The following is a 24706-nucleotide window of genomic DNA, read 5'->3' as shown; positions in this document are numbered from 1 at the left end:
ATTTCTGCTATAATATATAACGATTTATAATATCTTATTTTTAAGGAGAACAATTCATGAAGCGAAAAAAGAGCCATTTAATGGTAATGGCACTTGTTACATCTTTATTTTTAACAGCTTGTAATAATAAAGTGAATAAAAGTGATGCAGAAGCTAAAAAACAAGTGTTAAATGTAACAGTATCAGAAGAAATTCCTTCTCTTGATACTGCAAAAACGATGGATGGTACATCAGCGCACGTTATGCAAAACATATTTGAAGGATTGTATGTGCTAGATGAACAGGATCATCCTATTCCAGCAGTAGCAAAGTCGTTTGAAAGAAGTGAAGATGGTAAAAAATATACATTTGATTTGCGTAAAGATGCAAAGTGGTCAAATGGAGACTCAGTAACAGCAAATGATTTTATGTTTGCGTGGAGACGGGCGGTAAGTCATGAAACAGCGTCTCAATATGCATACATGCTGTTTTATATAAAAAATGCGAAAGAAATAAACAAGGGAACAATTCCTCTCGATGAACTTGGTGTAAAGATAATAGATGATTATAAGCTAGAAGTTGAACTAGAGCAGCCAATTCCGTATTTTTTACAGTTGCTAGCGCTACCTATATACTTACCACAGCATGAGTCATTTTTGAAAGAACAAGGGAAAAATTACGGGCTTGAACCTAATAATCTCATATATAATGGTCCATTCGTGTTAGAGACATGGAAGCATGAACAAGAATTTCAATTGAAGAAAAATGGTTCATATTGGGATAAAAAGAAAGTGGAATTAGATGAAATAAACTTTCAAATTGTGAAGGATACAATGACAGCGGTAAATTTATATGAAGCTGGCGATTTGGATCGAGTACCAATTAATTCTCAATTTGTAGACAAGTATAAAGGGAATAAGCAATTACATATGTCGAGCGATCCTGGAATTGCAATGCTACGTTTTAATGAAAAAAATAATGCGTTAGCAAATAAGAAAGTGCGTCAGTCTATCTCATTAGCGTTAAATAAAGAAGATTTCGTTGATCACTTTATTAATAATGGGGCAAAATCTGCAAGTGGACTTGTACCAGTTGGTCATATAAATGAAGAGACTGGTAAAGATTTTAGAAAAGAAAACGGAGATATTTCTCTATATGATTTACAAAAAGCGAAAGAGATTTGGGAAGAAGCGAAAAAAGAACTTGGGATAGAACAGGTAACACTGGAGTTCTTAACGTTTGAACAAGATAACGCAAAACTTATGGCGGAATATATAAAAGGTGATTTAGAAAAGCATTTGCAAGGATTAACGATACAAATTAAACAACAGCCATTTAAGCAAAAATTACAATTAGAACAAACAGGTGATTACGATATATCTATGGCAAATTGGGGACCTGACTATAAAGACCCCATTAGTTATTTAGAGTTATTTACGACGGGTAATCCGAATAATAAAATGAATTATTCTAACCTTCACTACGATGAACTAATAAAAAAAGCTAAAAGTGACCTAGTACTAGATCAGAAGAAAAGGTGGGAAACTCTGCAAGAGGCTGAGCGTATTCTATTAGAGGACGCTGCGGTAGCACCGCTTTACCATATTGGTTCAGCTTATGTACAAAAGGATTATGTAAAAGGAATTGAAAAGCATCAATTTGGTGGCGTTTATACTTATAAGAATGCTTATATTGATAATAAGTAAAATTATTTATATAAAAAAAGAAACCTTACTTTTAAGAGTGAGGTTTCTTTTTTATATAATTTCTATTAAACCGATTTTAATAAAGAATAAAAATTCGTATCATATGGAATATCATCTTGATACATATAATTTTTCAGAACACCTTCTTTTTCAAATCCTAATTTTAAAAGCACTTTATTTGACGCTTCGTTTTCAAGAAAGACAATTGCACCGATTCGTTTTAAATGTAGCGTGTGGAAACCATATGATATAACTTCAGAAACCGCTTCAGTGGCATATCCATTTCCCCAGTGTTCAGGGAGAAAGGCATAACTTATATTTGCTCGTTTATGCTCAGAAGACCAATCGTGAAAACCAATTGTTCCAATGAGCTCTTTCTTGTCTTTTAATTCGATGCCCCATTTAATACCGCTTCTTGCGTTGTAACTCAACTTAAAATTATTAAGGATTTGTTTTACTTGATCCAAATTTTGTAATGGCTTTTGGCCATAATGGCGCAGGACATCGGTATTCGAAAAGCAATGTAATATACCCGGTGCATCTTCTTCAGTAAGTTCTCGTAAAATAAGTCGCTCAGTTTTTAATATAGGAAACATGCCTTCACTCCTGTTCATATGAAACTAGAATGTATTTGTTATTATATAATTTAATCTGAAAATAAAGATTATTCAAGGTGTAAGGGTGATTTTCAGTCAATGGCAGGAAATCACATTTATATACAGCTAGATGAAACAGGAACATTTTTAGTTCTTGCCCACTTAAAGAAAGGGTCAATTAAAGTTAAAGAAGGACAACACGTAAATGAAGGAGACGTTCTTGCTCAAGTCGGTAACTCAGGAAGTTCCAGTGAACCACATTTACACATCCATCATCAGAGACAGGATCCATCCAATACGAGTATGTTTCTTACGGAAGGATTGCCACTTTACTTTCGAACGGAAGAAGATGTGATGATGCCGGAAAGAGGTACATACATAAGTGGTAATTAGAAGAAATTTATTTCGCTGAAAAAGGGTATTCCAAATTAAAATTGGAATACCCTTTTTCATTAACCAACAAATGTTTGATACAGTAAGAAAATATTTAAAACGATAACGAGTGCAGCGATTAACCATGCGATGAATGTTGTTATACGGTGGTTAACGAGTGCGCCCATAATCTTTTTATTACTTGTAAACATAATAAGTGGTACTAATGCAAACGCAATACCGAATGATAATACAACTTGGCTCATTACAAGAGCGTAAGTTGGGTTTACGCCTAAAGCGATAATAACGAGAGGCGGAATCATCGTTATAAATCGGCGTAAATATAACGGAATATGCATTCGAATGAATCCTTGCATAATAATATCACCGGACATTGTACCGACAGAAGAGCTAGATAATCCGGCTGATAAGAGTCCAATTCCAAATAAAGCAGCGGATACAGGACCGACTAAATTACTAAATTGATTGAAAGCAACATCAAGATCTTCAACATGTAGACCATTTTTAAAGAATAGTGCAGCAGCAACAATTAGCATACTTGCGTTAATAGCTCCAGCGATAACCATCGCAATAATAATGTCAATGAATTCGAAGCGGAAAATCTTTTTCTTTTGTTCATCATTTGTTCCGACTACGCGGCGCTGCGTTAAGGCCGAATGTAAATAAATTGCGTGCGGCATTACTGTCGCGCCTAAAATTCCAGCTGCTAATAAGATGCTATCCACACCTTGGAATTTTGGAGTAAATAGTCCTGAAAGAAGAGGGCTTAATTCCGGTTTTGCGTAAAAGACTTGGATACCAAAAGCGATAACAACGATAAAAATCATCCCTGTAATAATAGCTTCTAATGGACGAAAGCCTCTGCGTTGAAATTCAAGAATAATAAATGATCCAATCGCTGTAATTAAAGCAGCTGGTAACATCGGAATTCCAAATAGTAAGTATAAGCCGAGTGCTGCCCCGATAAATTCAGCTAAATCTGTAGCCATAATAACGAGTTCCCCTTGTATCCATAAACCGATGGAAACTGGTTTGGGGAAGTTTTCGCGAGCTACTTCAGGAAGGTTTCTTCCAGTAGCGATTCCTAATTTAGCTGATAAAGTTTGGATTAATACAGCCATTAAATTAGAAGCGAGTATTACCCAAAGTAATAAATACCCATATTGGGATCCAGCAGCAATATTCGTTGCGAAATTCCCAGGATCAATATAAGCAACTGATGCGATAAAAGCAGGGCCTAAGAATGGTAACAGTCTTTTAAATCCTTTTGTTTGTCCACTTAACGCTAAATGAGCTGATTGAACTGTTGTACTTTGAGAAGGGACTTGTTCATCTTTTGATATATCTTTATTCATAGTAGTGTTCACCTTATTCTTACTCATTATTTCAATACATTTAGATATGTTATGTGATGATTTTATTTGAACATAAAAGTTTCCTTAATGCAAATTATATGACTGTGTGCAATGAATGGTGTGACAAGGCGAAAATTTTTTAGGAGTTTATGGTTGCTGGCTGTGGGGGAAGATAATAAATAAAAGGGTTATTTATGAAATTTATGTGAACATACAGCCTATATTACAGCATATTAATTGAAGGAAATGAAATTGTATGATATATAATATATTGGGATTACAACTTAACCGTAGTGTTTTGTTCTGTAATCTTGTTTTTATTTCTGTTAACTTATAGAAAAAATTGTAAATAGAAGAAAATAGGCTAAGTACAATTTTGTATGTATTTTCTTATTATATATGTTTTGATATGAACGTTAACTTATACATGATTTTAAAATTTAGATAGGTGGTAGAAATACATTGGCAACTACAAAACCATATAGAGTATTACTATATTACATGTACACAACAATTGAAAACCCAGAAGAATTTGCTGAACAGCATTTAGAATTTTGTAATTCACTTGAGTTAAAAGGAAGAATTCTTGTAGCAACAGAAGGAATTAATGGAACTGCTTCAGGTACTGTTGAGCAAACAGAGAAATACGTGGAAGCAATGAATAATGATCCACGTTTTGCTGGAATCGTGTTTAAAATTGATGAGGCAGATGAACATGCATTTAAGAAAATGCACGTACGCCCTCGTCCAGAGTTAGTTACACTTCGTCTAGAAGACGACATTAATCCGAAAGAAATAACTGGTAAATATTTAGAGCCAAAAGAGTTCTATGAGGCAATGAAACAAGAAGATACAGTTATCATTGATGCACGAAATGATTATGAATTTGATTTAGGACACTTCAAAGGTGCAATTAAACCAGATATTGACTCATTCCGTGAATTACCGGATTGGATTAGAGAAAATAAAGAAACACTTGAAGGCAAAAAGATTTTAACGTACTGTACAGGCGGAATTCGCTGTGAGAAATTCTCTGGTTGGTTAGTTCGAGAAGGCTATGAAGATGTAAGTCAGCTTCACGGCGGAATTGTAACGTACGGAAAAGACCCAGAAGTACAAGGTGAGCTTTGGGATGGTCAATGTTACGTATTTGATGAGCGTATCGCTGTACCAGTAAACCAAAAAGAACATGTTATCGTTGGTAAAGATCATTTTACAGGTGAACTTTGTGAGCGCTATGTAAATTGTGCTAATCCAGAATGTAACAAGAAAATTTTATGTTCTGAAGAAAGTGAAGCAAAACATTTACGTGCATGTTCTCATGAATGTCGTGTACACCCACGTAACCGTTATATCGTGCAACACGAATTAACAGAAGAGCAAGTAGCTGCTACATTAGAAAAAATCGAAGCAGGGAAGTAAGCATAATAAAAAACAGATGGTAGCATCGTGCTGCCATCTGTTTTTTATTTACTTTGTACTATCCTTCTCTTTCACAGCAGAAAGTACAGTTTGTTTTACCCATGCTTTTCTTCGTTTATGTTGTACACCCCATTGGTATAAACTTTGTGTACCTAAAATAAGTGAAATGACTATGCCACTAATCGCTATTAATAGAGCGAAAAATTCAAAAGGCGATGATATTTTGTTTGAATCGGTGTTTCTTAAAAGATCAATCATAGTAAACCCTAACATTTGGCCTACAACAGAGTAGAGCGTTAAAATTAATAATAAGAGGCTATCTTTTTTTGAAGCAACATTTTCTTGATATTTAAATAAACTATCGAGATTTTGTTTCGCGTTCGTGTACAGTACTTCAATGTTAAAAAGTTTTCTTAGACGAAAGAAAATATCTTCACTTTGTGATTGGGATACTAATTCTAAAGAAAAATAATTAGCTGTAAACGAATTTATTGAATAAATTAATTTCTCTATCTCATTTGTATCTTGTTCAATATTTAATTCAGCATAGGCGTTTGCCATCTTTAATAAAACAACTTTATGAAATAAATTTAATAATAAAGCGTAATAAAACTCCCCGTACATTTGACTAGCAAGTTTAGTGACTGCTTGTTCACCTTCATTTGTAATACATGTGAAAATATGTTCTTCCATAATAAAGTAACGGTTAGGAGCCCATCTTTGATAAGAATGTTTTGTTAAATAATCGTGAATATAAGGAACATTATTTGCACTAATATATGGCTTACCATCATCTGATAATCCGGAAAGACTGGAAGCTCGATATACATCGATTATATGAAGGTCTGACTCTTTGTTTATGGATAATAAAGTTTGTACATACATTCGCTGGTCTTCAAAGAAAGGGAATGTTTGAAAGTAAGAACTCCGCAATCTCTTGTTCTCAAAGAAGTCTGTTAAACCATGAAATAAATCACCGAATATAAGTTTTTCTACTTGTGAATATTTTTTTCCATCACATTCAATACAAATAGTTTCAGTCGTATCACTTTTAGTTTCAAGTACACGGAAGCGAGCCGCGAATTCAATCGCTTCTGATAATGTCATGTTTGGAGCGGTTTTTATTTCTGTCCGAATTGTTAAAAAGCCAAGCTCATAAGGACAAAGTGTTACATCGATTGAGTGTACTGTGAACGGGACGGATATAAGATTTGTTGTTAAATGTCCGTTTAAATTAAGATTTTTAGAATAGCGTTGTAATCCTTTTTGATGTTCTGAATGAGGAAAGAGAATCTTATTCGTAAATGAAAGATAGTAAGCTTCCATATTTTGATGTGAAACTTTAAACTCCCCATAATATGTATTCTCATCTTCGAGATGATCGAGTCGAAAAGGCCGGAAATCATTTTTTTGTAAGAAAGGGAACATATTTTGTTCGTATCCACTTTTGAATGAAAATGGGAAAATAAATTGAAAAATAGCTGTTGTTACATATTTTTCTTCGATTGTTTGTATTGCCTCCATTTATATTGTTTCCTTTCAATGTAAGCTATAGAAACAACATGCCCTAATTTGCTAAAAAATAACCGCGGGATTTTCACATAAATAAGAATGAAAATTCAGCTTATTTATTAGGCGACATGTATAATGTTATGTATACTAAAAGGAGTATAATTGTGTTTGGAAAAAGGGGGATGTAATATGCGTATTTTAGTATTAGGAGCTGGAGGCGTTGGTGGATTTTTTGGCGGACGATTAGTAGAAAAGGGAGAAGATGTAACTTTTCTTGTACGTAGTAAACGGAAACAACAATTAGAGGAGAAAGGTTTAGTTATCCGAAGTATTAATGGAGATTTTTCAGTTCAACCGAAATTAATAACGAAAGAAGATAGAACTGCTCCGTTTGATGTAATATTATTCTCAACAAAAGCGTATCACCTAGACGAGGCAATAACAGATTTGAAACCATTTATAGGTGAGAATACAGTCATAATCCCATTGTTAAATGGTATCGCTCATTTATCACTATTACAAAAGGAATTCGGCGTGGAAAAAGTGATTGGCGGTTTATGCTTTATCGAGACGACGTTAAACGATCAAGGAGAAATTGTACAAACTAGTGCTGCCAACCGACTTATATTTGGGGAAATTAAGCCTCAAGATGCAGAGAGAATAAAGCCTATTTCTAAAGTGTTTGCGGGTACAAAAGCAAGTTTTGTTTTAAGTGAAAATATTACGCAAGATATGTGGCATAAATATTTATTTATCACTGTAATGTCAGGTGTGACAACATTAATGCGTGCACCAATAGGACCGATTCGTGAAAGTGAAGGTGGACGTGAATTTATCCGAAATTTATTTGAGGAATCTGTACAAATTATGAGGGCATTGGGAGCTCCGGTTAAAGATAATATTGTTGAGGAACATATGAAAACGATTGATAAAATTTCTTATGATATGAAGTCATCTATGCAGCGTGATATGGAAAAAGGTTCGCTCATCGAAGGGGAACATTTACAAGGATACTTACTGGATGTAGCAGAGAAATTTTCTATAGAAGCACCTTTATTAGGCGCTGTATATCAAAATTTAAAGGTGTATGAAGAGATGATACGAAGTAAGGAAATAGTATGATTTTAATAGTATGAAAATGGATAAAGGATAGCAAAATATAACTACGTTGCTATCCTTTTTTGTGGTTATCCCGCTATTTGGCGGGCAGTAAAACTCCCACCTCAAAATTCAGGTGGAGCAAAGAAGTTAGGTGGGAGTCGGGCTGCCCGTAAACGCCCGATTGGTCAAGGCTAATAATCAGTGGGGTATGAACAAAACCCCCACTGATTAAAGTTTCACTTTATTGTGAAGATTTATTCGTTTCTTTTAATTCTTTCTGTCGTATTTTTTTCTTTATCACGGTTACCATATAATTGATTAATTTCGCTTGCTAATGCATCTAAATATGAATCGGAAAAAAGCGGTTTCTTTTCTTTAGACATATGGGTCTCCTTTGTGGATTTTTTAGTATTCATTATGTATATTTATCGGCGGATTATGCGCAATCATTTTGAATTTTTTATTTTTAAAAATTTTTGTTTACATTTTGAAAATAAAGGAGTATTATAATCCACAGTTTCAATTTTCTAAATCGCTTAAACCGCATGGTGCGGGGGACCCGTTTTAATGAATTAGTGCATAATTCAATGGGGTGAATCCTTGAAAAAGGTAGGGCTACTCATAGGCCCGAATCCGACAGCTAACCTCGTAAGCGTTATATTGAGAAGGAAGGTGGAGCTTGTGCGACAAAAAATATAATGTCTACAAGTCTATTTCTTGACGGCTTGTAGACATTTTTTGTTTTCTAAAAAAGTTTATGGGCTGAAACAAGCAGAAAAGTTCGTACAAAATTATTGGAGAGTGGACAGCAGTGGTTTCATCTATTAAAAGATTTTTAATTGGAAGACCGTTAAAATCAACTGAGTTAGGCGAACAAAAGCTCAATAAAACGAAGGCACTAGCAATTTTATCTTCTGACGCATTGTCATCGGTTGCATATGGTCCAGAACAAATATTAATTGCTTTAGCAGGACTTGGAGCAATAGCTTATTGGTATTCCATTCCGATAGCTGTTGGGGTATTAGTATTATTGACAGCTCTTATTTTATCTTATCGTCAAATTATTTTTGCTTACCCTCATGGTGGGGGCGCATATGTTGTATCAAAAGAAAACTTAGGGATGAATCCAGGCTTAATAGCTGGTGGATCTTTATTAGTCGATTATATTTTAACTGTTGCAGTAAGTGTATCTGCAGGTACAGATGCGCTCACATCTGCTTTTCCTAGCTTACATGCACATAATGTAATCATTGCGATTATATTTGTCATATTGATTACTATCTTAAATTTAAGGGGCGTAACGGAATCAGCTTCCGTTTTAGCATATCCGGTTTATTTATTCGTTTTAGCATTATTTATATTAATTGGTGTAGGAATATATAATATTTTAACTGGGCACGTTTCACCTACTTTACATGCGCCAATTGGAACACCAGTTGCGGGAATTAGTTTGTTTTTACTGTTAAGAGCATTCGCATCAGGTAGTTCTGCATTAACAGGTGTTGAAGCAATTTCTAATGCAATTCCAAACTTTAAAGATCCTGCCCCAAACAATGCAGCAAAAACATTGCTTGCAATGGGTGCATTACTTGCGGTTTTATTCACAGGAATTGTCTTTTTAGCTTATTATTACGGAGTTACACCGAGTAAGGAAGTAACAGTCGTATCTCAAATAGCTGAACAAACATTTGGGCGTAATTTCATGTACTATTTCATACAAGGTACAACAGCTTTAATATTAATTCTTGCTGCTAACACAGGTTATTCTGCATTTCCGTTATTAGCAGTTAATCTTGCGAAAGATAAATTCATACCAAGAATGTTTACGATTAGAGGAGACCGTCTAGGTTATTCAAACGGTATTATTATACTTGGAATTTCTTCAATTATTTTAATTGTAGCTTTCCAAGGGCGAACAGAACATTTAATTCCATTATATGCGGTAGGGGTATTTATTCCGTTTACACTTTCTCAAACTGGAATGGTATTAAAATGGCTTCGTGAAAAACCTGAAGGATGGGTTTTGAGATTAACGGTTAATTTAATTGGTGCAGTCATTAGTTTTATCGTAATGAGCATGTTCTTTTTAACTAAATTTGCACAAGTTTGGTCGATCCTTATTTTCTTACCTGCTATTATCTTCTTGTTCCATCGAATTAAGAAACATTATGATGCAGTGGGCGATCAATTAAGTTTAAAAACTTGTGAACGGATTGTTCCGATAGAGGGGAATGTAATTGTCGTTCCTGTAGCTGGTATGACTCATGTAGTAGAAAATTCATTGAACTATGCTAAAGCTCTTTCTGCAGATCAAGTTATCGCTGTGTATGTTGCTTTTGACAGAGAAGAGGAAAAGAAATTTGAAGAGAAATGGGAGAAGTGGCAACCTGAAGTAAGGCTTGTTACATTACATTCTCATTATAGAAGTATTATTCAGCCGCTAACAAAATTTATTGATACAGTACAATATAAGGCGAGTGAATCAAATTACCGAGTTACGGTCGTTATACCACAGTTTATTCCGAAAAAAGGTTGGCATAACATTCTTCATAATCAGTCTAGTTTACTCATTCGTGCGTATTTACTCTATAAAAGAAATGTTGTTATTACGACAGTTCCATATCATTTGAAAAAGTAAGAAGATTTTTTAAGGATAGTTTCACGAAAGTGAAGCTATCCTTTTTGTGTATACGCTATGCATAATTGCATATCCGTCTAAAAAATTATATCAATATAATTTTGTTCATTGTGAGTAATTAGTGTTTTCTGTTGTGATATATGGATATTTTAATCAGGGAAGTGAATCGAATTTTATTTTGGAATAAGGACATGAGAGCTTGAAAATAAAGGGAATGAAAATACTTCTTTACGTTATATAAATAGCTGTGTTTAAATGACCTTACAGTACAAAACTTACATGAAAACAAAACGAAATTTCATACTTTCATACGTTAATTAGTTTAAAATGAATAATATTTTCATGTAATATATTCACTGTGTGAATGTGGAAATTGCAATAAAATAGAAAATTCATACAGTTTTATTCATACTAAGCACATACGAAAAATTATGGAATGTTTTATAACGATAAGTAAGTACTGTAGCAATAAAATTTGAGAGAGGTGGTTAGTACATGAACCACGGTGAGAATGTTCTCTATTTTAATCATCTCAAACCATTTGCAAGAAAATAGAATAATAAAATGCGATAGTAATAGTTGCTAATACATAGGAGGAGTTAAAGTGAAAAAGACTTTAATTACAGGGTTATTGGTTACAGCAGTATCTACGAGTTGCTTCGTTCCTGTAAGCGCTTACGCTAAGGAGGGGCAAACAGAAGTGAAAACAGTATATGCGCAAAATGTAATTGCTCCAAATACATTATCCAATTCAATTAGAATGTTAGGATCACAGTCACCGCTTATACAAGCATACGGATTAGTTATTTTGCAACAGCCAGACATTAAGGTAAATGCGATGAGTAGTTTGACGAATCATCAAAAATTTGCAAAGGCGAATGTACGAGAGTGGATTGATGAATATAATCCGAAGTTAATCGACTTAAATCAAGAGATGATGAGATACAGCACTAGATTTAATAGCTATTATAGTAAGCTCTATGAACTGGCAGGAAAAGTAAATGAAGATGAACAGGCAAAATCAGATTTTACAAGCGCATATGGAAAATTACAATTGCAAGTACAAAGCATCCAAGAGAGTATGGAGCAAGATTTATTAGAGTTAAATCGATTTAAAACGGTATTAGACAAAGACAGTAACAACTTATCAATTAAAGCTGATGAGGCAATAAAAACACTTCAAGGATCAAGTGGAGATATTGTGAAATTAAGAGAAGATATTAAAAGAATTCAAGGGGAAATTCAAGCTGAACTAACTATTATTTTGAATAGACCTCAAGAAATTATTAAAGGTTCTATTAATATCGGTAAACAAGTATTTACAATTACAAATCAAACTGCACAAACGAAAACAATCGACTTTGTTTCTATCGGTACTTTAAGTAATGAAATTGTAAATGCTGCAGATAGTCAAACGAGGGAAGCAGCTCTTCGTATTCAACAAAAGCAAAAAGAGTTATTACCACTTATTCAGAAGTTATCACAAACTGAATTAGAGGCGACTCAAATTACATTTGTTGAAGATCAAGTAAGTAGCTTTACAGAACTAATTGATCGCCAAATTACAACTTTAGAAACGTTATTAACGGATTGGAAAGTTTTAAATAATAATATGATCCAAATTCAAACAAATATTGAAGAAGGCACGTATACAGACAGTAGTTTACTTCAAAAACATTTCAATCAGCTCAAAAAAGTAAGTGATGAAATGAATAAGCAAACGAATCAATTTGAAGATTACGTTACAAACGTTGAAGTACATTAAACAGAAAAATAATTAGCGATATAGGGAGAGAAGAAAAATGACAAAAAAACCTTATAAAGTAATGGCTCTATCAGCACTTATGGCAGTATTTGCAGCAGGGAATATTATGCCGGCTCATACTTATGCAGCTGAAAGTACAGTGAAACAAGCTCCAGTTCATGCTGTAGCAAAAGCTTATAATGACTATGAAGAATATTCATTAGGACCAGAAGGCCTGAAAGATGCAATGGAAAGAACAGGTTCAAACGCTTTAGTAATGGATCTGTACGCTTTAACAATTATTAAACAAGGCAATGTTAATTTTGGTAATGTATCGTCAGTTGATGCCGCTTTAAAAGGAAAAGTGATTCAGCATCAAGATACAGCTAGAGGAAATGCGAAACAGTGGCTAGATGTATTAAAGCCACAGCTTATTTCAACAAATCAAAATATCATTAATTACAATACGAAATTCCAAAACTATTATGATACTTTAGTTGCTGCGGTTGATGCAAAGGATAAAGCAACACTTACGAAAGGTTTAACTAGATTATCAAGTAGTATTACTGAAAATAAAGCGCAAGTAGATCAGTTAGTAGAAGACTTGAAGAAATTCCGAAATAAAATGACGTCGGATACTCAAAATTTCAAGGGAGATGCAAATCAAATTACATCTATCTTAGCTAGTCAAGATGCTGGAATTCCGCTTCTGCAAAATCAAATTACAACGTATAATGAAGCAATTAGTAAATATAATGCAATTATTATCGGTTCATCTGTTGCGACAGCATTAGGACCAATTGCAATTATCGGTGGTGCGGTTGTTATTGCTACGGGAGCAGGAACTCCGCTAGGAATCGCATTAATTGCAGGCGGTACTGCAGCTGTAGGTGGTGGTACAGCTGGAATCGTATTAGCGAAGAAAGAGCTTGATAATGCACAAGCAGAAATTCAAAAGATAACAGGACAAGTTACAACTGCTCAATTAGAAGTAGCAGGATTAACAAACATCAAAACACAAACGGAGTATTTAACAAATACGATCGATACTGCAATTACAGCGTTGCAAAATATTTCAAACCAATGGTATACAATGGGATCAAAATATAATTCTTTACTTCAAAATGTAGATTCAATTAGTCCAAATGACCTTGTTTTCATTAAAGAAGATTTAAACATCGCGAAAGATAGCTGGAAAAACATTAAAGACTATGCAGAAAAGATTTATGCTGAAGATATTAAAGTAGTAGATACGAAAAAAGCATAATAGCAACTAAACTGCTACAGCATTATGTATAGATTGATGATTTTTATATAATAGTGAGCTCCTGTTCAGTAGTGAGCAGGAGCTTTTTTTACCTCTAACGTTTCATATCCTCATAAAAAGAATAGGTGATAAGTATGCGTAATAATTTCTATAAAAAATGTCTTTTAACGATAATGATTGCTGGAGTCGCAACGAGTAATGCGTTTCCTTTACAGCCTCTTGCAGCAGAACAAAACGTAAAAACATTACAAGAAAATGCGGGGAATTATTCTCTCGGACCAGCAGGATTCCAAGATGTAATGGCGCAAACAACATCGAGCATATTCGCAATGGATTCATATGCAAAATTAATTCAAAATCAGCAAGAGACTGATTTGAGTAAAATAAGTTCGATTAATGGTGAGTTTAAAGGAAGTATGGTTCAGCACCAAAGAGATGCAAAAATTAACGCGGCATATTGGTTAAATAATATGAAGCCTCAAATTATGAAAACGGATCAAAATATTATTGATTACAACAATACTTTTCAAGCGTACTATAGTGACATGCTATTAGCGATTGATCAAAAAGATAGCGTAAAGTTAAAAGCGGATTTAGAAAAGTTGTATGAGGACATTTTAAAGAATCAAAATGAGGTAGATATTTTATTAGGAGATTTAAAAGCTTATCGCGATAGAATGGCGAAGGATACAAATAGCTTTAAAGAAGACTCGAATCAATTAACAGCGATTTTAGCAAGTACGAACGCTGGTATTCCAGCTCTGGAGCAACAAATAAATACATATAACGATTCGATTAAAAAGAGTAATGATATGGTCATTGCTGGTGGCGTACTTTGTGTAGCATTAATAACTTGTCTTGCGGGCGGACCGATGATTGCGATTGCGAAAAAAGATATCGCAAATGCAGAACGAGAAATAGCCAATTTAAAGAATAGAATTTCTGGAGCGCAAGCAGAAGTGGCAATTTTGACAGATGTAAAAAATAAAACAACAAATATGACAGAAACAATTGATGCAGCAATTACAGCACTGCAAAACATATCAAATCAATGGTATACGGTAGGTGCGAAATATAATAATTTACTACAAAACGTAAAAGGAATGAGTCCTGAAGAATTTACGTTTATAAAAGAAGATTTAAATACAGCGAAAGATAGCTGGAAGGATGTAAAAGATTATACAGAAAAATTACATGAAGGCGTGACGAAATAAACAGTGGGCTAGTTCCGCTGTTTATTTTTTATCCCGTTTTTTATCAATGTAACTTTGGGATAATGTTTGGTCAAATTGATACTAATAAACTCGATAAACTCCTGATCACGCTTTTTATATTTAATGTTTTAAGGAAAAAAGCTATACTATAGGAAAAACTAAAAATTGGAAAGGAACTACTAGAACATGGAAAATTATTTGTTATTTATCCTTACAGCAATCCTAATCATAATAATGCCTGGTCCCGGTTTTGCCTTAGTTACAAAAAATACTATCTCGCATGGTAAAAATGGTGGGATAAAGACCGTCTTAGGAACGGTATCTGGAATGATGATTCATACAATAATGGCTACACTAGGACTTTCTGCTATCCTAATGAAATTTGCTATGCTATTTACATTAATAAAATATGCTGGGGCTTTTTATTTAATTTACTTAGCTGTAAAGTCAATTAAAAGTGCCTTTTCTAAAAAAGAAGATATGTCAGGTTCAGTGGAAATGAACTCTAAGGATATTGGTACGATTAAAAGCTTTAGACAAGGATTTACCACGGCAATCTTAAATCCGAAAACGGCTGTATTTTTCCTAAGTTTTCTACCCCAATTTATTGTGAGCAATCAAAGTCATCTCTTCCAATTTCTGTTGTTAGGACTCACATTTACGACTTTGACAGCAACATGGTATTTACTTTATATCTCACTAATACGTCAATTAAGAACTTTTTTAAGAAAAGAAAAAGTGAACCGTACAATAGAGGGTATTACTGGCACAGTATTATTAGTATTTGGAGTTAGGTTATTTTTCCAAAAATAAATATGTATATGAAAAGAGAAATAATCAATGGCGGTTATTTCTCTTATTCACTTATTCTAAAACTACCATTATAGATTTCTAGAGGTGAGATGATTTTTTGTTGGGTATTTATGTTACTATCACTGTAAAAATTGTGAAGAAATGTACTTAAACTAACGGGGCAGGATAGTTGAATAAGAATAAAAATATTTTTATAAGTTAAATTTATTGAATATCATAAAATATTTATAATTAAACTTTTTTCTAAATCAACACTCGATGGCGATGTGGTGTTACCTCAAATATAATTATTTTATTTGAAGGTCTCATTTTAATTTTTTCAAATCTTTTCATAGGTTGATATACAAAGACGTGTAGTGATAAGCCTATAACTGCAGTAATGTTTAAAATAATACTTATAATCATTAAAGACCATTCTATAACTGGAGAAAAGTATCCGTCCGTACTTAATGTAGAAGAACTTAAATCTAGTATTAAAATAACTATTAGTATAAAGGTAAGTTTAACCAATTTGAATCCCCCCCTTTTAAGGGTAATATCTTTATATTATTATATTAAAAAAATAAATTATATAATTAATTATAAGATAGTTATCTATGAGAATTTAACTTGTTTTTTCGTTTTGGGGTGTTAAAAAATTCTTAAGTTGATGGGTATGGGATAGCACAACATGCCCATGAACTTAAGAACAGAAACTTACGCTTGAACATAATATCAAATTTAGATGAGCAAAGCTATTTCAAGTGAATAGAATCCACTCTTTAAGAATACATAAAATATATACATACAAGCTTAGTCTGATCACTACATCATTAGTGAAAGTAGGATTCTATAGATTTTGGAGGAAGAGATATGAAAAAAAAGGTTCTCCTGTTTACAGATTTGGGGATTGATGATGCGTTTGCTATACTGTACACCTTTTTTCGTAAAGACATTCAACTTGTAGGAATTGTAGCCGATTATGGAAATGTATCCAGAGAAAATGCAATAAGAAATATTAACTATTTGAAGTACATTGCGGGAAGAGAAGAGATACCCGTATTCCTTGGTGCTTCTGTACCGTTGACAGGTATATTGATTCAGTATTTCCCTGAGGTACATGGAAAAGTCGGATTAGGACCTATCATTCCCCCTGAAATTTCATATCCAGTTTATCCTTTAAATGATATTTATCAAATTATAGAATCAAATTTAGAAGATCTTACAATTATCAATTTAGGAAGACTTTCTTCGCTAGCTACGACTTTTGTGTTGAATTTAGAAACAATGCGAAACGTAAGAGAATGCATTTGCATGGGGGGAGCTTTTTTCTATCCAGGTAACGTAACTGCTGTGGCTGAAGCTAACTTTTACTCAGACCCTTATGCAGCAAACTTAATTCTGCAGCATGCAAAGAACTTGACAATTATTCCTTTAAATGTGACTCAACATGCGATTGTTACACCCGAAATGGTCCAGCAAATTGATGCATTTCATCGGAATACACAGGACCTTGCAGGACTCATCATCAAACCTATGTTAGACTATTATTATAAATTCTACTCCAAGTCTAATCCTGGTATAAGTGGAAGCCCTATGCATGATTTTGTAACAGTGTGGTATTTGCTGAATCAAGAGGCTGTTGGCCTTTCAAGAGTACCCATTAAAGTAATTCCTGATCAAGGAGAAGGATTTGGTCAAAGTATTGCAGACTTTCGTTTTGCTACTAATCCAGGCTATAAAGCGCATAATGTAGCTTTTCAGCTTGATTATGAAAGATTCAAGAAGGATATTATGGAAACGTTTTTAAAGAAGAGAGTGTAAAAGACTTTATTAACTTCAGATAATAGGGATTATTTGAATGAAATGCCACTTCACTTAACGTACAGGAATTCGACTTTTTTAGGTTGAAATTCGCTTAGCATATAAAACTTCCAAAATGTTGGCTGTATCCCATCACTATCAAGCTAACAAAACAAAATCCCCCTAAAATGAAAAAATCCGCTGACTTCTCAAAGTAATTAACTGTAGTGAAAGAAAATTTTTATTTTGGGGTACATTAAAACTTTAGCTTGATGGCCATGGGGTCTCGCCATCAAAACGTGAATTTCGTACGCTAAGGAATTTCTATGTTAAAAAACTTGGTTTTACCGTACGTTAAGGAAGTTCCATAAATAATATTCAATGTTTGTTATTGAAGGGTTTTGTTATCGTTACTACAGAAAGAACAAAAAGAATGAATTGAATATGAATCGATTTATCCCGCTATTTGCGTGCAGTAAGACTCCCACCTCAAAATTCGGGGAATGCGGGGGATTTAGGTGGGAGATCAACTGCCCGTAAAAGCCCGATTGGTGAGGGCTAATAATCAGTGGGGGATGGACAAACCCCCCACTGATTAAAGTTTCACTTTATCTGCTTCAAGATCATCTGTATTGAGTTTATGAAGCTACACAATAAAGTTTCATTGTATATACTAAGTGGAATAGAAGTTTAGGTGGATAAAATTCGGTAGTCGAAATTTCTTGCATAAAGCTGTATAATGCTTGTAACGAAAGGGAAATACAGGAAAGGGTTTGTAATAAGTTACTATGGAAAAAGATAAACAACAGTTAAGCGTTGAAGTTGCAAGATTATATTATCAATCAGATTATAGTCAGCAAGAAATTGCTAACAAATTAAATATTTCAAGACCGACGATCTCTAGATTATTAAAGTACGCAAAAGAAAAAGGATTTGTTCAAATTAGCATAGCCGATCCGTTTGCTGATTTAGATAACGTTGGGAATTTACTTAAAGAAAAGTACAACCTGTTAGAAGCGCATGTCGTATTTTCTCCAGTACCAGAATATGCAACGATTACGGAGTATATTAGTAAGTATGCTGCTGAGTATATGGAAAAGACCGTGAAAACTGGTGATATCGTTGGTGTAAGCTGGGGAATGACGATGTATGAAATCGCTAGAAAAATCGTGCCGCAACATGTGAAAGGTGTAGAGGTTGTCCAATTAAAAGGTGGCATTAGTCACTCAAGTGTAAATACATATGCGAATGAGACGATTGCTTTATTTGCAGATGCTTTTCAAACGACGCCAAGAAATCTACCCCTTCCAGTTATATTTGATAATGCAGTGACAAAAGAATTAGTGGAGCAAGATAGACATATTCATCACATTATCGAAATGGGAAAACAAGCGAATATTGCAGTTTTCACTGTTGGAACAGTGCGAGACGAAGCGCTATTATTCCGATTAGGATATTTCGATAAGGATGAAACGAACATTTTGAAAAAACAATCGGTCGGTGACATTTGTTCACGTTTCTTTGATGGAGACGGAAATATTAGTAGCGAAGAAATTAATAAGCGTACAATTGGAATTGAGTTAGAGGAACTTAAATTAAAGAAACGTTCTATTTTAGTTGCAGGTGGTAATAGAAAAGTAAAAGCAATTGATGGTGCGTTACGTGGCGGGTATGCAAATGTATTAATTATCGATCAGCATACGGCGAAAGAATTGTTACATTATCAAAAAGATTAGAAATAAAAGGCTTTCTCAAAATATTAATTTTGAGAAAGCCTTTTATTTTGTTATGTATAAAGTATAGGAGTCCTTCTTGGAACACAAACTTCCTTTTTAAAAATAATTATGGATATTGAGATACATACTACCAGTGTTAACATAAAAATTTTGATTTCAACTTGTGATGTATATGAATTGTTTCTCAGCTAGAATGCACCGTATCTACTACAAGAAATTCCCTTTTGTAAAAGAGTGAACAAAATTTCAAAAGTGTATTTACATTTGTTCAACTAAGAGTTAGAATGAAGTTGTTAAAAGATATGAGGAGTGAAGATAATGAACATTGCAAAGTTAATTGACCATACAATTTTAAAACCAAATTCTACTAAAGAAGATGTTATGAAAGTAATCGAAGAGGCAAAGCAATACAAATTTGCTTCAGTTTGTATTAATCCTACATGGGTAAAGCTAGCTGCTGAAGAATTAGCTGGACATGATGTAGACGTTTGTACTGTAATCGGTTTCCCATTAGGAGCAAGCACTACTGAAACAAAAGCATTCGAAACAAAAGATGCTATCGCAAAAGGTGCAACTGAAGTTGATATGGTAATCAACGTAGGTGCTTTAAAAGATGGCGACAATGAGTTCGTTGAAAAAGATATTTATGAAGTAGTACAAGCAGCAAAAGGAAAAGCTCTTGTAAAAGTAATCATTGAAACTTGCCTTCTAACAGACGAAGAAAAAGTTCGTGCTTGTGAATTATCAGTAAAAGCTGGCGCTGATTTCGTAAAAACTTCAACTGGATTCTCAACTGGCGGAGCAACTGCTGAAGATATCGCATTAATGCGTAAAACAGTTGGACCAAATGTTGGCGTGAAAGCATCTGGCGGCGTTCGTACACGTGAAGATGCAGACAAAATGGTAGAGGCTGGAGCTTCTCGCGTTGGAGCAAGTGCTAGTGTTGCAATCGTATTAAATGATGCAAAAGGTGCTACAGATAACTATTAATCACTAATGAAGTAAAGAGCAATAGATACACGTTTAAAGTAAAGTGTATCTATTGCTTTAACAATTGAAAAGAATGTAAGCGGATACGAATGGGAGGAGACGACTTATGAAATACTTAATAGGTGTTTTTGGCCTCGTATTGATTTTAGGTATCGCTTGGCTTGCTAGTAATGATAGAAAGAAAGTCAAATATCGTCCAATCATAACGATGGTTATATTACAATTCATTTTGGGATTTTTATTATTAAATACAAGCATAGGGAATATATTAATTAGCGGAATAGCAGATGGTTTTGGAGAATTATTAAAATATGCCGCTGATGGTGTGAATTTCGTATTTGGTGGATTAGTAAATCAAAAAGAGTTTTCATTCTTTTTAAGTGTATTAATGCCAATCGTATTTATATCAGCTTTAATAGGTATTTTGCAACACATTAAAGTATTACCTATTATTGTGAAATCTATCGGTCTAGTATTAAGTAAAGTAAATGGAATGGGGAAACTAGAATCATATAACGCGGTAGCTTCTGCGATTTTAGGACAATCTGAAGTGTTTATTTCAGTTAAGAAACAACTAGGATTATTGCCAGAAAAAAGAATGTATACATTATGTGCATCTGCAATGTCTACAGTTTCTATGTCTATCGTTGGATCATACATGGTTTTATTAAAACCGCAATATGTTGTAACGGCTTTAGTACTTAACTTATTTGGTGGATTTATTATCGCTTCTATTATTAACCCGTATGAGGTTACTGAAGAAGAAGATATGTTAGAAGTACAAGAAGAAGAGAAAAAGACCTTTTTTGAAGTATTAGGGGAATACATTATAGATGGATTTAAAGTTGCGATTACAGTAGCGGCTATGTTAATTGGTTTCGTTGCTCTTATCGCATTCATTAATGCAGTATTTAAAGGTGTAATCGGTATCTCATTCCAAGAAATTCTTGGTTATGTATTTGCACCATTTGCATTTATTATGGGTGTTCCTTGGCATGAAGCAGTTAATGCCGGAAATATTATGGCAACAAAATTAGTATCGAATGAATTTGTCGCTATGACAGATTTAGCACAAGGAAACTTTAATTTCTCAGATAGAACGACAGCGATTATATCTGTATTCTTAGTATCATTTGCAAACTTCTCTTCAATTGGGATTATTGCAGGGGCAGTTAAGAGCTTAAATGAAAAACAAGGGAATGTAGTCGCAAGATTTGGTTTGAAATTACTTTTTGGTGCAACATTAGTAAGTTTCTTATCAGCAACAATCGTTGGCTTATTATTTTAACAGATTCATATAATATAAAAAGGAATGGTGATTGTAATGAGAATGGTAGATATTATTGCGAAAAAACGTGATGGAAAAGAATTAACGACTGAAGAAATTAATTTCTTTATTAATGGATATACAGATGGAAGTATTCCTGATTATCAAGCGAGTGCACTTGCAATGGCAATCTTCTTCCAAGATATGACGGATCGTGAACGCGCAGACTTAACAATGGCAATGGTTGAATCTGGAGAAACAATCGACTTATCAGCAATTGAAGGCATTAAAGTAGATAAGCATTCAACTGGCGGTGTTGGTGATACAACAACATTAGTATTAGGACCATTAGTTGCTGCTTTAGATGTACCAGTAGCAAAAATGTCTGGTCGTGGTTTAGGACATACGGGCGGGACAATTGATAAATTAGAAGCAGTGGAAGGATTCCACGTTGAAATTACGAAAGAGCAATTCATTGATATTGTAAACCGTGATAAAGTGGCTGTTATCGGACAAACAGGAAACTTAACACCTGCTGATAAAAAAATCTATGCACTTCGTGATGTAACAGGAACAGTAAACTCGATTCCTCTAATCGCAAGTTCAATTATGAGTAAAAAAATTGCAGCTGGTGCTGATGCGATCGTACTTGATGTGAAAACAGGTGCTGGTGCATTTATGAAAACAGAAGAAGATGCAAAAGAATTAGCTCATGCAATGGTACGTATCGGAAATAATGTTGGACGTCAAACGATGGCAGTAATTTCAGATATGTCACAGCCTCTTGGTTTTGCGATTGGTAACGCTCTAGAAGTGAAGGAAGCAATTGATACTTTAAAAGGTGAAGGTCCAGAAGATTTAACAGAATTAGTACTTGTATTAGGTAGCCAAATGGTTGTACTTGCGAAAAAAGCAAATACATTAGAAGAAGCTCGTGAAATGCTAATTGAAGTTATGAAAAACGGAAAAGCAACTGAGAAATTTAAAGAGTTCTTAAGCAATCAAGGCGGAGACAGTTCGATTGTAGACAATCCAGAAAAAATGCCACAAGCGAAGTATGTAATTGATGTACCTGCAAAAACTTCAGGTGTTATTTCAAACATTGTTGCAGATGAAATCGGTATCGCAGCTATGTTACTTGGTGCAGGTCGTGCAACGAAGGAAGATGAAATTGATTTAGCTGTAGGTTTAATGTTACGTAAAAAAGTTGGCGACGCAGTAAAAGAAGGTGAGCCATTCGTAACGATTTACGCAAATCGTGAAAATGTAGAAGATGTAAAAGCAAAAATTTATGAAAATATTTCTATCTCTGAAACAGCAGTGGCTCCTAAATTGGTTCATACAGTTATTACTGACTAATCATAATTACATTTACTTTGAGGAGGAAATAATATGGATAAGAAAAAATATATTGAAGAAGCAAATAAGATGTTATCAAAAGCGTATATTCCGTATTCAAAATTTCCTGTTGGTGCAGCGTTAGTTACAAAAGAAGGTAAAATCTATACTGGTTGTAATATAGAAAATGCTTCTTACGGTTTATGTAACTGTGCAGAAAGAACGGCAATCTTTAAAGCAGTATCAGAAGGTGAGCGTGACTTTAGTTACTTAGTCATTACAGGCGAAACGGACGGACCGATTTCACCATGTGGTGCATGTAGACAAGTTATTGCTGAATTTTGTAATCCGAAAATGCCAGTTTTACTAACGAATGTAAAAGGCGATGAAAAAGAAGTGACTGTAGAGCAGTTATTGCCTGGTGCCTTCTCAATTGAAGATTTAAAATAAGTTAGAAGGCCATTCCACAATTAATAGTTGTGGAATGGCCTTTTTATTTTCAAGAAATAAAAAACCAAACTAACAATGTAATACTCTGTTCATATTCCGTTCATAAACTTTGCGTAAAATGATTGCAGTGAATATGGAAAGTGACGATATTAATTGTCGTTCTACAGCAGGAGGAATATAATGAAGAAATTATATAATGCAGCATTCATTTACTTAATTATTGGTTTATTATCAGGTGTATTTGCTAGAGAGTATACAAAAGCGCAAGGAATTAAAGGATCCACTATGTTGCAATTAGTGCATACACACGTATTAGTGCTCGGCTTCGTATTCTTTTTGGTCGCTTTGGCTCTATTTAAAGTATTTAATGTCCGTGAAACAAAAAGTTTTCGTGCATGGTTTGTTGTGTATAACATAGGATTAATTTTTACAATCGCTACAATGGTATTTAGAGGTATTTTACAAGTAAACGGAACAGACTTTAACGGTTTAAGCCATATGGCTGGATTAGCTCATGTCATTATAAGTGTCGGGCTTGTTTGGTTTATGATTTTGCTCAAAAAGTCTTTTAAATAGATAGGGGTGGAGAGTATGAGTTTAGCACTTTTATCAAGTATCGTAGCAGTTTGTATGGCCGTTGGAGTAATGTTTCTTCGATTTAAGTCAGCGAAAAAACCGGTAACGAAAAAGAAAATTATATTACCGCCAATCTTTATGAGTACTGGCGCATCGATGTACTTCTTACCAGAGTTTCGGTTAACATCGTTAGAAATAGTAGAGGCAATTAGTATAGGACTTATTTTCTCTATATTTCTTATTAAAACATCTAAGTTCGAAATAAAAGGTGAAGACATATATATGAAACCGTCAAAAGCGTTCATATTTATTTTAGTTGGATTATTAGCTGTACGAGTAGGACTTAAATCATATTTAAGTCAATCGATTGATTTAGCACAATTAAGCGGGATGTTTTTCTTACTTGCCTTTGCGATGATCGTATCGTGGAGAATTGCTATGTATCGCTCGTATACTAAATTAGAAAAGACAATAAAAAGAGCTGGAATTTCTATATAGGAATTTCAGCTCTTTTTATGTTTTATTGAATGTATTCTTTAGCACGGAGCTCATTCGCTAAATTTCAAACGGTCTTGGGCATGCTGTAAAGCAAGTGGAGTAATATTTTCTCCGCTAGAATCTACAATTGTTGTATTTAGTAAAATGGAATCTAAACTTCCGCGGAATTCTTTCGTATAGCTTTTTCTTAGCATTTGTTGCTCTTGTTTTTCTGCACTATTTAATCCTAAAATTTTTTCTTTTTTTGCTAATTCATTAATACGGAATAAAATGTTTTTCATTTCTTTCACCTCTAAGATTCTTATTATAAATTAGTAACTTACTAATTT

The 24706-nt window shown here is 33.9% G+C and carries 22 protein-coding genes, 1 pseudogene and 1 riboswitch; of the genes and pseudogenes, 17 read left to right on the top strand and 6 right to left on the bottom strand.

The window, feature by feature from the left end; all coding sequences use genetic code 11:
• The first annotated feature begins 56 nt into the window (after positions 1-56).
• Entirely contained in the window at positions 57-1685 is a 1629-nt protein-coding gene (locus tag ACE38F_RS18920; RefSeq protein WP_375369671.1) for a peptide ABC transporter substrate-binding protein, read from the top strand.
• 65 nt (positions 1686-1750) lie between these two features.
• On the opposite strand, the gene ACE38F_RS18915 is transcribed toward ACE38F_RS18920, so the two are convergent.
• Complete coding sequence (locus tag ACE38F_RS18915; RefSeq protein WP_341307108.1) at positions 1751-2281, bottom strand: GNAT family N-acetyltransferase; 531 nt, start codon at positions 2279-2281, stop codon at positions 1751-1753.
• An 84-nt stretch (positions 2282-2365) separates the two neighbouring features.
• Here ACE38F_RS18915 and ACE38F_RS18910 point away from each other — a divergent pair.
• Positions 2366-2674, top strand: a pseudogene (locus ACE38F_RS18910) (M23 family metallopeptidase); the annotation flags it as partial.
• A 59-nt stretch (positions 2675-2733) separates the two neighbouring features.
• On the opposite strand, the gene ACE38F_RS18905 reads toward ACE38F_RS18910, so the two are convergent.
• Positions 2734-4029 carry an Nramp family divalent metal transporter gene (locus tag ACE38F_RS18905; protein ID WP_375369670.1) on the bottom strand — a complete coding sequence of 432 codons (1296 nt, stop codon included), beginning with the start codon at positions 4027-4029 and terminating at the stop codon, positions 2734-2736.
• Positions 4030-4491: 462 nt separating this feature from the next.
• Between ACE38F_RS18905 and trhO the strand changes: the two genes are divergently transcribed.
• A complete protein-coding gene (gene trhO, locus ACE38F_RS18900) occupies positions 4492-5451 on the top strand; it encodes an oxygen-dependent tRNA uridine(34) hydroxylase TrhO (protein WP_375369669.1) in 960 nt (319 codons plus the stop codon).
• Positions 5452-5499: 48 nt separating this feature from the next.
• Here trhO and ACE38F_RS18895 read toward each other — a convergent pair whose 3' ends face one another.
• The gene (locus ACE38F_RS18895) at positions 5500-6975 is read right to left on the bottom strand and encodes a hypothetical protein (protein ID WP_375369668.1); all 1476 of its coding nucleotides are present in this window, start codon (positions 6973-6975) and stop codon (positions 5500-5502) included.
• A 177-nt stretch (positions 6976-7152) separates the two neighbouring features.
• Here ACE38F_RS18895 and panE point away from each other — a divergent pair, with 177 nt between their 5' ends.
• Entirely contained in the window at positions 7153-8085 is a 933-nt protein-coding gene (panE, locus tag ACE38F_RS18890) for a 2-dehydropantoate 2-reductase (RefSeq protein ID WP_375369667.1), read from the top strand.
• 233 nt (positions 8086-8318) lie between these two features.
• On the opposite strand, the gene ACE38F_RS18885 is transcribed toward panE, so the two are convergent.
• Positions 8319-8447 (bottom strand): hypothetical protein, encoded by a 129-nt coding sequence (locus tag ACE38F_RS18885; protein ID WP_375369666.1) that lies wholly within the window; start codon positions 8445-8447, stop codon positions 8319-8321.
• Between the two features lie 140 nt (positions 8448-8587).
• Positions 8588-8734, top strand: a riboswitch (cyclic di-AMP (ydaO/yuaA leader).
• Positions 8735-8875: 141 nt separating this feature from the next.
• Between ACE38F_RS18885 and ACE38F_RS18880 the strand changes: the two genes are divergently transcribed.
• From ACE38F_RS18880 to ACE38F_RS18860, 5 genes are all read left to right on the top strand, one after another.
• Positions 8876-10702, top strand: a complete 1827-nt coding sequence (locus tag ACE38F_RS18880; RefSeq protein WP_375369665.1) for an APC family permease — start codon at positions 8876-8878, stop codon at positions 10700-10702.
• A 604-nt stretch (positions 10703-11306) separates the two neighbouring features.
• Positions 11307-12467, top strand: a complete 1161-nt coding sequence (gene nheA, locus ACE38F_RS18875) for a non-hemolytic enterotoxin NHE subunit A (RefSeq protein ID WP_375369664.1) — start codon at positions 11307-11309, stop codon at positions 12465-12467.
• A 37-nt stretch (positions 12468-12504) separates the two neighbouring features.
• On the top strand, positions 12505-13713 hold the full coding sequence (gene nheB / locus ACE38F_RS18870; protein ID WP_215555979.1) for a non-hemolytic enterotoxin NHE subunit B: 1209 nt from the start codon (positions 12505-12507) through the stop codon (positions 13711-13713).
• 134 nt (positions 13714-13847) lie between these two features.
• Complete coding sequence (gene nheC / locus ACE38F_RS18865; RefSeq protein WP_375369663.1) at positions 13848-14927, top strand: non-hemolytic enterotoxin subunit C; 1080 nt, start codon at positions 13848-13850, stop codon at positions 14925-14927.
• A gap of 186 nt (positions 14928-15113) precedes the next feature.
• Positions 15114-15740 (top strand): LysE family translocator, encoded by a 627-nt coding sequence (locus ACE38F_RS18860; RefSeq protein ID WP_375369662.1) that lies wholly within the window; start codon positions 15114-15116, stop codon positions 15738-15740.
• A gap of 243 nt (positions 15741-15983) precedes the next feature.
• Here ACE38F_RS18860 and ACE38F_RS18855 read toward each other — a convergent pair whose 3' ends face one another.
• On the bottom strand, positions 15984-16250 hold the full coding sequence (locus ACE38F_RS18855) for a hypothetical protein (protein ID WP_375369661.1): 267 nt from the start codon (positions 16248-16250) through the stop codon (positions 15984-15986).
• Between the two features lie 342 nt (positions 16251-16592).
• Here ACE38F_RS18855 and ACE38F_RS18850 point away from each other — a divergent pair, with 342 nt between their 5' ends.
• From ACE38F_RS18850 to ACE38F_RS18815, 8 genes are all read left to right on the top strand, one after another.
• Positions 16593-17543, top strand: a complete 951-nt coding sequence (locus ACE38F_RS18850) for a nucleoside hydrolase (protein ID WP_002158329.1) — start codon at positions 16593-16595, stop codon at positions 17541-17543.
• A gap of 767 nt (positions 17544-18310) precedes the next feature.
• Entirely contained in the window at positions 18311-19258 is a 948-nt protein-coding gene (locus ACE38F_RS18845; protein ID WP_204207822.1) for a sugar-binding transcriptional regulator, read from the top strand.
• Positions 19259-19576: 318 nt separating this feature from the next.
• Positions 19577-20248 carry a deoxyribose-phosphate aldolase gene (gene deoC / locus ACE38F_RS18840; protein WP_002012110.1) on the top strand — a complete coding sequence of 224 codons (672 nt, stop codon included), beginning with the start codon at positions 19577-19579 and terminating at the stop codon, positions 20246-20248.
• A gap of 106 nt (positions 20249-20354) precedes the next feature.
• Positions 20355-21536, top strand: coding sequence for a NupC/NupG family nucleoside CNT transporter (locus ACE38F_RS18835; protein ID WP_375369658.1), 1182 nt, complete (start codon positions 20355-20357; stop codon positions 21534-21536).
• 36 nt (positions 21537-21572) lie between these two features.
• Positions 21573-22874, top strand: coding sequence for a pyrimidine-nucleoside phosphorylase (locus ACE38F_RS18830; protein ID WP_002158325.1), 1302 nt, complete (start codon positions 21573-21575; stop codon positions 22872-22874).
• A gap of 33 nt (positions 22875-22907) precedes the next feature.
• The gene (locus ACE38F_RS18825; RefSeq protein WP_002158324.1) at positions 22908-23303 is read left to right on the top strand and encodes a cytidine deaminase; all 396 of its coding nucleotides are present in this window, start codon (positions 22908-22910) and stop codon (positions 23301-23303) included.
• A 180-nt stretch (positions 23304-23483) separates the two neighbouring features.
• A complete protein-coding gene (locus ACE38F_RS18820) occupies positions 23484-23879 on the top strand; it encodes a DUF2871 domain-containing protein (RefSeq protein WP_002158323.1) in 396 nt (131 codons plus the stop codon).
• A 15-nt stretch (positions 23880-23894) separates the two neighbouring features.
• On the top strand, positions 23895-24377 hold the full coding sequence (locus tag ACE38F_RS18815) for a CcdC family protein (protein WP_002202406.1): 483 nt from the start codon (positions 23895-23897) through the stop codon (positions 24375-24377).
• A 50-nt stretch (positions 24378-24427) separates the two neighbouring features.
• Here the strand turns inward: ACE38F_RS18815 and ACE38F_RS18810 are convergent, their stop codons facing one another.
• Positions 24428-24658, bottom strand: a complete 231-nt coding sequence (locus tag ACE38F_RS18810; RefSeq protein ID WP_375369657.1) for a DUF896 domain-containing protein — start codon at positions 24656-24658, stop codon at positions 24428-24430.
• Between the last annotated feature and the right edge of the window lie 48 nt (positions 24659-24706).

The sequence above is a fragment of the Bacillus altaicus genome (assembly GCF_042136375.2).
Classification (GTDB): Bacteria; Bacillota; Bacilli; order Bacillales; family Bacillaceae_G; genus Bacillus_A; species Bacillus_A cereus_U.
This window is presented reverse-complemented; position numbering and strand designations above follow the sequence as displayed.